At 60.0% G+C, this 12,556-nt stretch carries 10 protein-coding genes; 1 reads left to right on the forward strand and 9 read right to left on the reverse strand.

Annotation, left to right across the window (positions count from 1 at the left end):
- From ASD83_RS05325 to ASD83_RS05340, 4 genes are all read right to left on the reverse strand, one after another.
- Positions 1-1,140 (reverse strand): ABC transporter permease, encoded by a 1,140-nt coding sequence (locus ASD83_RS05325; protein ID WP_082560964.1) that lies wholly within the window; start codon positions 1,138-1,140, stop codon positions 1-3.
- Entirely contained in the window at positions 1,137-2,114 is a 978-nt protein-coding gene (locus ASD83_RS05330; RefSeq protein ID WP_056308615.1) for an ABC transporter permease, read from the reverse strand. Before ASD83_RS05330 ends, ASD83_RS05325 begins: the two co-directional genes overlap by 4 nt.
- A 70-nt stretch (positions 2,115-2,184) precedes the next feature.
- Positions 2,185-4,161: an ABC transporter substrate-binding protein gene (locus ASD83_RS05335; protein ID WP_056308616.1), complete on the reverse strand. Its 1,977-nt coding sequence runs from the start codon at positions 4,159-4,161 to the stop codon at positions 2,185-2,187.
- A 165-nt stretch (positions 4,162-4,326) separates the two neighbouring features.
- Positions 4,327-5,721: a glycoside hydrolase family 4 gene (locus tag ASD83_RS05340; RefSeq protein ID WP_056308619.1), complete on the reverse strand. Its 1,395-nt coding sequence runs from the start codon at positions 5,719-5,721 to the stop codon at positions 4,327-4,329.
- A gap of 132 nt (positions 5,722-5,853) precedes the next feature.
- Between ASD83_RS05340 and ASD83_RS05345 the strand changes: the two genes are divergently transcribed.
- A complete protein-coding gene (locus tag ASD83_RS05345) occupies positions 5,854-6,723 on the forward strand; it encodes an AraC family transcriptional regulator (protein WP_156385758.1) in 870 nt (289 codons plus the stop codon).
- A gap of 19 nt (positions 6,724-6,742) precedes the next feature.
- On the opposite strand, the gene ASD83_RS05350 is transcribed toward ASD83_RS05345, so the two are convergent.
- The 5 genes from ASD83_RS05350 to ASD83_RS05370 form a co-directional block, all read right to left on the reverse strand.
- Complete coding sequence (locus ASD83_RS05350; protein ID WP_244489109.1) at positions 6,743-7,759, reverse strand: ABC transporter ATP-binding protein; 1,017 nt, start codon at positions 7,757-7,759, stop codon at positions 6,743-6,745.
- Complete coding sequence (locus ASD83_RS05355) at positions 7,741-8,712, reverse strand: ABC transporter ATP-binding protein (protein WP_056308626.1); 972 nt, start codon at positions 8,710-8,712, stop codon at positions 7,741-7,743. The genes ASD83_RS05350 and ASD83_RS05355 overlap by 19 nt, the downstream gene beginning before the upstream one ends.
- Positions 8,702-9,739, reverse strand: a complete 1,038-nt coding sequence (locus tag ASD83_RS05360; protein ID WP_244489110.1) for an ABC transporter permease — start codon at positions 9,737-9,739, stop codon at positions 8,702-8,704. The genes ASD83_RS05355 and ASD83_RS05360 overlap by 11 nt, the downstream gene beginning before the upstream one ends.
- Before the next feature lie 3 nt (positions 9,740-9,742).
- Positions 9,743-10,717 (reverse strand): ABC transporter permease, encoded by a 975-nt coding sequence (locus tag ASD83_RS05365; RefSeq protein ID WP_056308628.1) that lies wholly within the window; start codon positions 10,715-10,717, stop codon positions 9,743-9,745.
- 134 nt (positions 10,718-10,851) lie between these two features.
- Positions 10,852-12,534: an ABC transporter substrate-binding protein gene (locus ASD83_RS05370; protein WP_056308630.1), complete on the reverse strand. Its 1,683-nt coding sequence runs from the start codon at positions 12,532-12,534 to the stop codon at positions 10,852-10,854.
- Between the last annotated feature and the right edge of the window lie 22 nt (positions 12,535-12,556).

Raw genomic sequence — 12,556 nt, forward strand, 5'->3', positions numbered from 1 at the left:
CTAGCGAGAGAATGGATCGGCGGCGTCGCGCGCGCCGTCACCGACAAAATTAAAGGCCAACACAACCGACACCACGCACGCCGCCGGACCGATCCAGAGCCAGGGATAGAACTGGATGATCTGGACCTTCTGGGACTCCTGCAAAAGCACGCCCCAACTGACGGTCGGCACCTTGAGACCCACACCCAGAAAGCTGAGTGCGGTTTCGCCGATGATGATGCCCGGGATGGCCAGGGTCAGCGTGACGATGACGTAGCTCATCAGGTTGGGGACGAGGTGCTTGGCAATGATCCTCGTCTGGCTCGCGCCATAGACGCGAGCCGCGGTGACGAAGTCCTGCTCTCGCAGGGCCAGGAACCGGCCGCGAGCCACGCGTGCAGTGCTGGTCCATGAGATCAGCGAGAGCACAACGAGGATGGCGAAATACTGGTAGAGCGGCGGCCAATCCCGCGGCACGGCGGCCGCAAGCCCAAGCCAGAGGGGGATGGTGGGAATGGCGATGATCGCTTCGATCAGACGCTGGATAAAATTGTCGATCCAGCCTCCGTAAAGCCCTGAAATACCGCCGATGAGCAGCCCCAGGACGAGGCTCAGGAAAACAGAAATGATACCCACCGAGAGTGAAATCTGCGCTCCATAGACCAGGCGCGTGAAGAGATCGCGCCCAAAATGGTCGGTGCCCGCCAGATGGAAGTAGCCTTCATCGACGCCGAAGAGATGCCTGTCTGCGTCAATCAACCCGAAGAGCTTATAGGGTTCACCTTGAACGAAGAGCCGGAGTGGAAATTTCTGGGTGGTGTCGGCAACATAGACTGGGCTCAGCGTTTTCAGATCGCGCGTCATCTTCCAGCCATAGACGAACGGCTGGAGGTGAAATTGCCCGGTCTCGTCGACGAAATTGATGCCTTGGGGTGGCGCGTAGAGATTCCGCGATCGGGAAGCGGGATCGTAGGGCGCAACGAAGCCGGCAAAAATGGTGGCGAGATAGGCAAGGATCAGGAAGATCGCGGAAGCCACGGCGAGCTTGTGCTTGCGGAACTTCCACCACATCAGTCGCCGCGGCGAAATGATGCGGACGGCAACCCCGTCTGATGTCGCGACTGGCGCCGGGGCGACTGGCGTGGTGGCTTCGGCTGTCATAGCTTGATCCTCGGGTCGGCCCAGACGAGCAACAGGTCGGAAATGAACGTGCCGATCACGGTCAGAATGCTGAGAACGAAGATGATCGAGGCCGCCAGAAACATGTCCTGGGAACGAACGGCGTTGAGCAGCAAGGGTCCGGTCGTGGGGATATTGAGCACAGTCGCGGTAATTTCCGTTCCCGAGATCAACGCGGGAAGCACGAAGCCAATTGTGGACAGCACAGGCGAAACGGCGACCCGCACCGGATATTTCATGATCAGGCGCCACTCGCTAAGGCCCTTGGCCCGCGCCGTTTCCACATAGGCCTGGCTCAACTCGTCGAGCAGCATGCCGCGCATGACGCGCATGGTGGCTGCCACGCCGCCGGTCCCGATGATCAGGATGGCCAGCGACATGTTTTGCAGCATGTTGAGCACCTTGCCCAACGACCAGGGCGCCAGCTCGTATTCGGGGGAGAAGAGGCCGCCAACGCTGCCACCGAAATATCGATAGCCGATATAGATCGCGATGATGGCGATAAGGAAATTGGGGATCGCGAGGAAGATGAACCCCACAAAGGACAGCAGATAGTCTGTGGGCGAATATTGCCGCACCGCCGAATAAATGCCGATCGGAATAGCGACGAGATAGACAAAGATCGCGGTCGGGATGGTGATCGCCAGGGTCAGGGGCAGCCGCTCTCCCAACAGGTCCAATACCGTGCGCTGGTATTGGAAGGAGATGCCCATATTGCCCTGGAGCAGATTGGTGAACCAGCGCCAGTATTGGACGACGATGTTCTCATCGAGCCCGAATTGGGAGCGAAGCGCGATAATCGCATCCTGGGTGACAATGTTACCGCCGGACAGGGTTGCGAGATAGGAATTGACGAAATCGCCCGGTGGCAACTGGATCACGACGAACGCGATCACGCTGATCACGAACACGGTGACCAGCATCTGCCCTGAGCGTCGGATGGCATAGTTCAGCATCGGCACACCTTACCAATAGGGGTGTCGAGGGCGGCGGGAGGTGATCCGCCCTCGCTCTGGGGAGGTCGTGTCAGTTGCGCTCGCCGGACCAAGCACCGCCTTCGAAATAGGTCTGCTCGATGTGGTAATTGTAGTTGCCGAGCCAGGAGAAGCCGGTGAAGCCCTCTTCGGGATAGTTCTTGAAATTGCTCCCAAGGATCACAGGGATCGGGACCTGGCCGACATCGCCGATATTCCAGAGGTTATTGATGTTGAGCTCGAGGATTTCGTTGCCGATCTCAAGACGACGGGCTTCGTCGACCGTGATCTGCATCTCGTCGAAGAGATCCTGAACCCGCTTGGCGTCACCCTGCGGCTCCTCGCCCTGCTGACCCTTGGAGGCGTACCACTGCGCCCATGCCATGCCCCAAACGTTCCACCCCGTGGTGAGGTAGGGAACGTGCCATTCCGGCGAATGCGGGAACATGGCGTCAGAGCATTTGTCGCCGATCCAGATACCCACTTCCATGTCATTGTTGTCGATCAGCGCGCGGATCTGCTCGCGGGCGATGGTGCGGACGTTGAAGGTAATGCCGACCTCCCGCATGAACTCGATGATCAGCTCTGCCACTGCGAGACTGCCAGGATCGTCGACGGGAAGGTCCATGTTGAGGATCAGGGGCTTGCCATCCGAACGTTGGCGGACGCCTTGTCCGTCGCGGTTGGAAAGGCCGGCCTCATCGAGGAGAGCATTGGCGCCATCGGGGTCGTATTCGGTATCGCGTACCGCCCAATCTTCATTGCGCCACTTTGAACCTGGTATCATCTGCAGCTGGGATGGCACGGCGAAGCCGAGATAGACAGTATCAGCGATCTGCTGCCGATCGAGCGCAAGGGAGAATGCGCGCTTGAAGCGAATATCGTTGTAGAGTTCGCGCAGCACCGGGTCTTTGGCGGAGTGGTTGAACATGATCGTGTGTTCGGCCGCGCGGTCGGTGAGCCAAAGCTTGACCGAATAGTTCCCGCGCTCCTCACCTTCGCGATAAAGCGGCAGATTGGTGAAGGTGGTATCGGTATTGACCCAGTTCATCTCGCCGGCAGCGATCGCGGCGTCGCGCACCTCACCGCTCTCGTAATTGGTCAAGACGACATCGTCGATATAGGGGAGCTGCTGCCCCTCGGTATCCACTTTCCAGTAGAAGGGATTGCGATCGGCGACGAGGACATTGAGCTGCATCGACCGGCCCAACTTGAAGGGCAGGAGCGTAGGCATGTCCGGATTATCGAAGGGCATCAACCATTGCACGTTGGAGCGGTTGTTGAACAACTCGGCCCAAGTCGAAAAGCCTGCAGCCGAAACGCGGCCTTTGAGTTCTGTCTCGTCAGCGAAGTCAGCATGGAACTGCTCGAGATAGTGCCGCGGCAAGTAGCGCGGAATGGTGCCCCCTGGCCCGTGCGCCAGAAGTGCCGGCAGGTTGGCGTGTGGCGCTACGAAGGTCCACTGCACGGTATAGTCGTCGACCATTTCAAAGGTCGGCACTTCGCCCTGCACCATGAACTGCGCCATGGGCGCTGGGCTCAGGGACGTATTGAGGTTGACGTGGTTCCACCAGAAATCGAAGCCGGACGCATCAAAGGGCTCGCCATCGGACCATTTGATGCCGCGGCGGAGATGCAAAACGAAGGTTTTGCCATCGTTGGTATATTCCCAACTTTCCGCCAGGTTCGGTTCGACCGATTGGCCATCCCGGCTGATGCGCAGGATGGGCTCCGGGCCCCATGCCGAGCGGGCCTGAAAACCACGGTTTTGGATGATGCCCGTGCGCAGATGTCCCCCATAGGTCCCCACCGATTCAAACGGCTCGATCACGACGGGGTTTTCCGGCAGGCGCTGCTCGACCGGGGGCAAGCTTCCGGCGGCCACCATTTCTGCAAGCTGCGGCGCTTCCTTATATTGGGACGCCTGAGCGAAGGCCCGGCCGGTAAGGCCCGATACCGCGATCGTCGTGGCGGCAGCGCCACCGAGCTTGAGAAACTGACGGCGTGTAGGCGCAAATGTTCTGATCATGCTTCCTCCCGTTCCGGACCATGGCTTCCTCAAGCGCGGTCCAATCCTCCTTGGGCGCGTGGGCTCATCTTGTTGTGAGCACTCACGCACCAGTAGCCTAAGGTAACCGGCCAGAACTCGTCGTTCGACTTTCTGGCCGGAGAATTTTATACAAATGTCAGTCCACTAGCCTGCGGCGCGCAACGAGCCTTGTCCGCCATACCAATGCTGGGGAATGATATCGCGCTCCGCATCGAGCAGATCCTCGATCAGCGCTTCCGTATCGCCGATAGAGTTGGTGAGCGGATCGACGAGGAGTGCCCGGCGCAACAGCGCTCTGTCGCCCGTCGCAACGGCTTCGGCGGTAAGCTCGTGGGTGTCGAGAACGATCTCCTGCATGGAACGCAGACCGCGCGGCATGTCTCCGACAGGCCTCGGCTTCGGCCCGTTCATGTCAACATCGCACAAGAGTTCGAGATAGGCATCGTCCGCCATATTGGCGACCGCTCCATCGTTGTACGTGTTGATGTAGAAGGGCTTTCCGAGACCGCCGACCATGTTTTCGATGATATCGGTGGCGTGATCGGGGCCGAAGGTCTTCATGTAATCCCCGATCGGGGTGGCGCCCGAAATGAAGCCGTCGATCTGCTCCCACATCTCGCGATGGCGAGCGTAGCGCGCTTCAGTCTCCCACAAGGACAGTTCGGGAATCTCTTCCTCGGTCACGCCATGGCCCTGCCAATAGCGCACATATTCTTTGGTGTGGGCGACGCAGGCTGGCACCTTATCGAACATCTGGAAAAGCTTGTACCCGATGGCGTCGTTGTTGATCGCCTTGGCGCCCTTGTCGCCACCGTCGGTTTCCGTGGCGGCCCGGCGTCCGACGGCTTCTCCAATATCCGCCATCACGTTCTTGCCATCATATTCGGCCTTCAGCACCCAGGTGAAGTGATTGACGCCGGCGATGCGCAGATCGAATTTCGCATCCTGTTCGGCCGTGAGTTTCTCGCCCGGCGCCACGAGCCCGGCACGCTCCGCGTAGAGCCGCTTGACGTGGGGCATATGCAGGCTGTCGCAGAGACCAAAGCTCTTCAGGTTGGGTGCGAAGCGCTTGAGGGCCATGCCATTGACGGTCGATGGGTTGATGTAATTGATCACCCAGGCATCCGGGCAAAGTTCCTCGACATCCCGGGCGCAATCGAGGATTTTAGGAAGTTCGCGCATCGCACGGAACACCCCACCCGGCCCGATCGTATCGCCAGAGCACATGCGAATGCCGTATTTCTCGGAGATCACCGTATCGAGGCCCCGGTAGCGCACCGTGTCCTTGGCAAAAGACAGGACAACGAAGTCCGATCCCGGAAGCACTTCGCGACGATCAAGGCTCGCTTCGATCTTGAGCGATACGCCTTCGCTTGCCACGACCATCTTGGCGAGCTTTTCGAGTTTTTCGAGACGCACCGGATCGGTATCGACCAGCGCGAGCGTGCCGGTATTCAGGTGAGGCGAATGCACCATCTGCCAGATCGCCTGGCGACCGAAAAACAGACTGCCAGCACCTATCACCGTTACCTTGGCCATTGCCTACTCCTCCATGCGGTTCGCGCCGTTTCCGCGGTGGGGCCGAGCCCCGATGTTTGACAAAATTGCGCGTTGCCCCATGAGTAGGTGATCGACAAGAATGCTGTCTTTCGAATTCGGAGCCTGAGAAATTTGAACATCGAGACATTCGAAATGTATCGACGCCCCGATTTCGTGCTCGTGCCGGAACTGGAAAGCCTCGGCCAATTCATCACCGCTGAATCGCGTCTGGGCGGTGCCCGCCAAGACGGATCGATCGGCATGGAGTTGGGGTATCTCGAAAAGGGCAGCGTCGAGTGGTGGGATGGGGGGCATCTCCAGGAAGCGGCGCCTCACAGCGTTCTCATTGATCAGCCAGGGGACTGGCAAGGAGGCGCCAGCGCCATTGTTCACCCCTGCCACCGGTATTGGCTACGCTTCCGCTTCCCAAACGAAGGGGCGTTGCCGGGCCTCACCGAGGAGACGACGCTTGCGCTGGCTCAGGCGTTCCGGGCGATCAAGGTGCATCACTTTCCCGGCAGCCCTGCTTTGCGGGATTTGTTTGTCGGGCTCCTGGAGCAACAGCGCGATCCCGCGCGTTTTTCCGAAGAATACTCCCGGGCACTCTTTCACCAGATATTGATACTGATGTTGCGCGACTACGAACGAAACCAGCAAAAGCAGGTTTCCAGCACCACGCGTCGCGCCGTCGCTTACCTTTCGGCCAATGTGGAACGAGAGGTGCATGTCGATGAAGTGTCCAAGCTCGTGCAATTGAGCACCGGCTATTTCCATGAGCTCTTTCACAAAGAAACGGGAATGCCCCCTGCCCGCTATCATCAGCGGCTAAGGATTACCGCAGCCAAGCACATGCTTATCGAACACGATCTAACGATAACCGATGTCGCGATGAATCTGGGCTTCTCGTCGAGCCAATATTTCTCGACCATCTTCAAGAAGGTGGTCGGCCTGACGCCGCAGCGATATCGCAGCCTTAGATCAAAGGTATCGAATCCTCGCTAAAGCCTGACCCCGATCAATTTTATACATGGTGACAGCGAGCGGTGTGACCTGGCCCGACCAGGATGGGCTCGGGCATGGTCTCCGAGCAGATCGAAGTGGCTTTGGGGCAGCGGCTGACGAAGGGGCAACCGCGGCTCGACCGGGTTCTGAGCGGAATGTCGGTGGCGCGCCGGCCGGGCGCGACGCCGATCTTGCGGTGCGGATTAGGGACAGCCTCGATCAGCAGTTGCGTATAGGGATGGCGGGGATTGTCGGTGATCTCCTGGCTCGGCCCCTGCTCCACAATGTGACCGGCATACATGACCGCGGCCTCCTCGGCGAAATAGCGAGCCGTGGCAATGTCGTGGGTGATGTAGAGCGCGGCGAGTTGGCGCTGTTGTTTCAAATCTTCGAGTAGATTGAGGATGCCAAGGCGAACCGATACGTCGAGCATCGATGTGGGTTCGTCGGCCAGCAATACGTGCGGCTGCACCGATAGCGCGCGGGCGATGGCGACGCGCTGGCGCTGACCGCCCGACAGCTCATGTGGGCGCCGCGTCAGATAGTCGGCGGCAGGCCTGAGGCCAACACTTTCGAGGAGGGAAAGCATCTCCGCTTCGATCGCTGCCCGGCCGTGCAGGTCGGGCCGATGCAGCCGCAGCGGTCTTTCCAGATGATAGCCGATGCTCTGCGTGGGATTGAGCGAGCCGAACGGATCCTGGAACACCATCTGCACTTCGGCCCGATAGCGCTGCAGGCGCTGACCCTTGAACTGGCTGATATCCTCGCCGTGGAAACGGATAGCGCCGCCGGTAGGCTCATAGGCGCGGGCCAGCATGCGGGCGCAGGTGGATTTACCCGAACCCGACTCGCCGACCAGGGCCAGAGCCTTGCCGCGATAGAGCCGCAGCGAAACGCCGGACAATGCCTTCAAAAAGGTCTGGTTCAGGAAGGCGCCGCCGAGGACGAATTCCTTATCGACCGCGTCCATTTCGATGACCGGCGCCTCAATACCTGACGTCACCGCAAGGGGCATTTCTAGTTCAGCAAGTGACATGCGGCCTCGCTTCGAAGTTCTGGATAGGCGCGTAGCTCGGGGGCGACCGAGCGGCAGACGTCCATAGCGTGTGGGCAGCGCGGGGCGAAACGGCAGCCTTCGGGCAGTGAGCGCAGGTCCGGCGGGGTGCCGGGAATGCCTTCCATGCGCAGGCGCGGACCGATCAACGGCGGAAAGCTGTTGCCCAACGCCCGGGTATAGGGGTGACGCGGATTGGTCAGGATCGCTTCGGCCGGTGCAACTTCGACAAGCTCGCCCGAATACATGACGCCGATGCGGTCGCAGAATTCGATCATCAGGCCCAGGTCATGGGTGATGAACAGCACCGAAAAGCCCAAGCGGCCTTTGAGCTCGACGATCTGTTCGATGATGTCGCGCTGCACGACGACGTCAAGCGCTGTGGTCGGTTCGTCCATGATGATGAGGCGCGGCTGCAGCGCCAATGCGATGGCGATGCAAATGCGCTGGCGCATGCCGCCCGAAAACTGGTGCGGGTAGTCGTCGAGGCGCCTGGAGGGGATACCGACCAGATCAAATAGCTCGGACGCACGCTTGCGGGCGCCTTCGGCGCCAAGATCGGGCTGGTGTGTCTCGATGACGTCCATGATCTGCTCGCTGACCGGAATGACCGGGTTGAGTGCGTTCATGGCGGACTGGAAAACGAAGCTCACCTCGTTCCAGCGATAGGCTTTGAGCCGGGCCTTATCGAACTTGAGAACGTCCTCGCCATTGAGCCGAACCTCGCCGCCGGAGACGAGGCCCGGGAGACGGGTCAGCCGCGCCAGGGCGAAGGCCACGGTGGACTTGCCACAGCCCGATTCCCCGGCAAGCCCGAAGGCCTCGCCTTCCCTGATATCGAAGTCGATGCCGTTGACGGCGCGCGCCACGGAATGGTCGCCGACATAGTCGACCGTCAGGTTACGCACCTGCATGAGGACGCGATCAGAATACATCGGCGCTTCTCCCCCGGCGCGCGAGGAAGCGGCGAATGCGGCCGATCTTTCGCGATGCTTTGAGCTGTGGATTGGTGATTTCATCGACGGCGAAATTGATCATCACCAGCGCTGCGCCAGTGAGCATGATGGCAATGGCCGGCGGCCAGATTTCCCACCAGGCGCCGACCTGCAGCGCCATATTATTCTGCGCCCAATAGAGCATGGTGCCCCAGGTGACCGCATTGGAGTCACCGAGGCCTATAAAGCTCAGCGCCGCTTCGGCAAGGATCGCCGCGATGGTGCCGAGCACTAGGCCTCCCATGAAGAAGCTCAGCATATTGGGGAAGATTTCCTTGAGGATGATGCGCCACTTCTTTTCGCCCATGAGCTCGGCGGCGAGGATGAATTCGCGGGTGCGGAGCGACATGGTTTGCGTTCGGATCGTACGAGCCGGCCAGCCCCAGCCGGTCAATGCCAGCACGATGCCGATCACCAGGGGCCCGGCACTATCCACCAGGCTGGCTATGACGATAATCAGCGGCAGACCCGGTAACACCAGCACCACATTGACGAGGAAAGTCAGCACATCGTCGATGCGGCCGCCGAAATAGCCGGCGGAAATACCGACGGCGAGGCCGATCAGCGCCGCGGCAAGGCCTGCGCCAAACCCGACGGCAAGGCTCATGCGGCCGCCATAGGCGAGCTGGGTATAGACGTCCTTGCCCATGCGGGTGGTACCCATGACGTGCTCGTAACCCGGCGCCACATGCGGCTTTCCGGCCCGGCGCTGCGGATTGTACTCGCTGAAAACCGGCCCCAGGAGGGCGAAAAGGATCAACCCGAGAAGCACGATGACGCCGGTCATGCCCTTTGGATTGGTGACGAAAGCGGCCAGCGACGGCGGCAATTTGCTGGTCCATCCGGGCCGCCCCTTGATGCGCAGTTCACGCATGAGTTCGGCCTGGCTGGGCGCGGCGCTGGCGATTGCCGCCTCGTCGAGACGGTCCAGCAGCGTCAAGGGCGGTGTGTGGGTGATGTCAGCCATGGATCAGCCCTTTCGCAAGCGTGGATCGAGTATGACATTGGCGATGTCGGAGAGAAGATTGGCCACCAATGCCGACATAGTCAGAAGCAGCAATTGCGCCTGGATGAAGGAATAGTCGCGGCTTTCGATGGCGGTGACGGTGAATTTGCCGAGGCCGGGATAATTGAACACCTGCTCGGTCACGAGTGCCCCCCCGAGAAGGAAGCCGACCGAAAGGGCCAGCGAGGTAATCTGCGGCAGGATGGCGTTGCGCGCGACGTAGCGGTAGCGGATGCGGCGATCACTCAGGCCCTTGGCGCGCGCCAGGATCACAAAATCCTCGTTGAGAAGATTGATCATGACGTTGCGCATGCCCAGGTGCCAGCCGCCAAAGCTGACGATCAGAATGGACAGCACCGGCAGCGTCGCGTGATAGAGGACATTGCCGATGAACTGCGGATCCCAGGAGGGAACAAGTCCCGTCGAATGCGCTCGGCCCAGCGGAAACCACTGTAATTGCAAGGAAAACGCGTAGAACAACAGCAGCGCAACAACGGCTGGCGTGAAGGCGTTGAGCATGACATTGATCGGCGTAAAGACGCTGTCGAAAAACCCACCGCGGTTCCAGGCGGCGTGAATGCCCATCATCGTGCCAATCAGAAAGGCCAGCGTGATGGCAATGCCCACGAGCACCAGGGTCCAGGTCGCGCCATAGAAGAGCAGTGACGAGGTTGGTTCGGGGAACTGGACGGTCGAAATGCCGAAATCCATGCGCAGCACCTGGCCGACGTAGCCGATATATTGCTCCCATAGAGAACCGGTGGTGCCGTAGGAGGCACGGATGGCTTCGACCTGGGCATCGTTGAGACGGCCCTGAAACGAGGCAATGATGCGTGCCGATGGGTCGCCCGGCATGATGCGCGGGATGAAGAAATTGAGCGTCACCGCCACGAAGAAGGCTGCCAGGTAAAAGGCGACGCGCCGCAAGATATATATCATCTGTCCAATCCTCGCGTAGCCGGGCGGGGCCTGGGGAACAACACCCGCCGCAGCTCCTGATCGTACGGAACCCGAAGGTCCCGGACAGTTTGAGCAGCGAGCCGCCCCTCGCGCAGAGAGGCGGCTCGTTTTTGCTAGGGGCTGACCGGCTTGAGCGAGAGGGCGTGAATCACGCGCTCACGAGTGCCTTCGAACACCGTCGGGCGGACATAGGGATTTTCCTCAGTCACCCAGCCTTCGAAATTGCGGGTGGAGTACTCGTACCAAGTCGGGTTGGCGAAGAGCCCGATGACCGGGAGGTTTTCGGCCACAGCGGTATGAATAGTGTTCATATGCTGCATCTGCTCGTTGCGATCCGCGGTGCTGCGGAAGGCCTGGAGAGCCTCCTCGACTTCGGGCAGCCGCATCTGGTGCATGGCCTGATAATCCACGCGGCCCGCCTCCATGTTCCGCGGATTGAACATGGGATTGTAGGTGTTGTACGGGGTCGGCCCGCCATTGGTCCACATGAGGTAGCTGTCGAAATCGCCCGTACGCGCCTTATCGTTCCAGGCCCCCTGGTCCATGGTCCGGACGATGGCGTTGATGCCCACATCCTGCAGGTTTTCCGAAATGGTCTGTCCGGTATTGATCCAGTCCGTCCAGCCATTGGGGATGTTGATTTCGAAGGCGATCGGCGTGCCATCGGGATTGTCGCGGAAGCCGTCATTGTCCGCATCGACGAACCCGGCGGCGTCGAGCAATTCAATGGCCCGGTCGGGGTCATATTGCATCAGCCAGGTATAGGGTTCGAGCGCTTCTGCATTGAACCAGGTGGCATAGGTCTCGCCCGTACCCACCGGGAAGCGGGTGTGGGTGGTCAGGCCGAAGGTCGAGATATCAACGATGGTATCGCGGTCGATGGCGACCGAGAGCGCCTTGCGGAACTCGAGGTCGTTGAACGGCGCCTTGGTGGTATTGATCTGCAGGTTGACGTCGCCGCCGGGGGGCAGCCAGTAGTTATTGAACTCGCTTTGCGGGGTGAAGGTGATTTCCGGATCGGTAAGGCCGGTGCCGAGCCAATCCACTTCGCCCGCCGACATCGCGGCAATGATCTGCTCGTTGCCGTTAAGCTGCAGGAAGCGCAGGCAGTCGATGGCGTTTTCCGCGTTGTAGCGGCTGGTTTCATTTCGGCAGAGTTCGACCGAGGAGCGCGAGAAATTTTCGACTTTCGTCCAGGGGCCGGTCGCCACGATCTCGGTATTAGCGAAGTTCTTGGGATCTTCGACGCTGGCCCAGATGTGCTCGGGCAAGGGATAGATGCCGCCCAGCGCAAAGCGTGCCAGCGCGTCGGGTTCCTTGAGATTGAACTTGACCGTGTAGTCGTCGATCTTTTCGGCACTGACCACCATGCCGGTGTCGGTTGCCTCGACATAGACATCAATGCCCATCGGGTAATCCTGATTGGCTTTGGCGTATTCGAAGGTGAAGATCACGTCGTCGGCGTTGAAATCCTCTCCGTCGTTCCACTTGACGCCTTGGCGCAGCGTGTAGGTGATCGACATCAGGTCGTCGGAGATTTCGTAGGCCGTTGCCAGGGCCGGATAGTCCTTGTCCGGATTCCAGATATTGTCGATCCAGAGCGGTTCATACGCGAAGTCGCGGACCATCTGCTGGGGTCCGGTGGGGTTATTGGGGTTGAAATTCTCGACCAGTGCATCGCTGTCGATGGGGTGAAGGGTCAGCACCACCCGGTCGGCCTGCGCCATAGCCGGCATGGTCAGGGCGAGCGTCGCCAGGCCTGCCGTCATCAGGGCCAAATGCCTGATCTTGTTCATCTTCGTTCCTCCCACTTATTTC

The sequence above is a fragment of the Devosia sp. Root685 genome (assembly GCF_001427875.1).
Classification (GTDB): Bacteria; Pseudomonadota; Alphaproteobacteria; order Rhizobiales; family Devosiaceae; genus Devosia.

Bases quoted from the DNA above. Each gene is read 5' to 3' on its own strand.
- ASD83_RS05325 (WP_082560964.1), bottom strand. From the start codon at position 1,140: ATGACAGCCGAAGCCACCACGCCAGTCGCCCCGGCGCCAGTCGCGACA.
- ASD83_RS05330 (WP_056308615.1), bottom strand. From the start codon at position 2,114: ATGCTGAACTATGCCATCCGACGCTCAGGGCAGATGCTGGTCACCGTG.
- ASD83_RS05335 (WP_056308616.1), bottom strand. From the start codon at position 4,161: ATGATCAGAACATTTGCGCCTACACGCCGTCAGTTTCTCAAGCTCGGT.
- ASD83_RS05340 (WP_056308619.1), bottom strand. From the start codon at position 5,721: ATGGCCAAGGTAACGGTGATAGGTGCTGGCAGTCTGTTTTTCGGTCGC.
- ASD83_RS05350 (WP_244489109.1), bottom strand. From the start codon at position 7,759: ATGTCACTTGCTGAACTAGAAATGCCCCTTGCGGTGACGTCAGGTATT.
- ASD83_RS05355 (WP_056308626.1), bottom strand. From the start codon at position 8,712: ATGTATTCTGATCGCGTCCTCATGCAGGTGCGTAACCTGACGGTCGAC.
- ASD83_RS05360 (WP_244489110.1), bottom strand. From the start codon at position 9,739: ATGGCTGACATCACCCACACACCGCCCTTGACGCTGCTGGACCGTCTC.
- ASD83_RS05365 (WP_056308628.1), bottom strand. From the start codon at position 10,717: ATGATATATATCTTGCGGCGCGTCGCCTTTTACCTGGCAGCCTTCTTC.
- ASD83_RS05370 (WP_056308630.1), bottom strand. From the start codon at position 12,534: ATGAACAAGATCAGGCATTTGGCCCTGATGACGGCAGGCCTGGCGACG.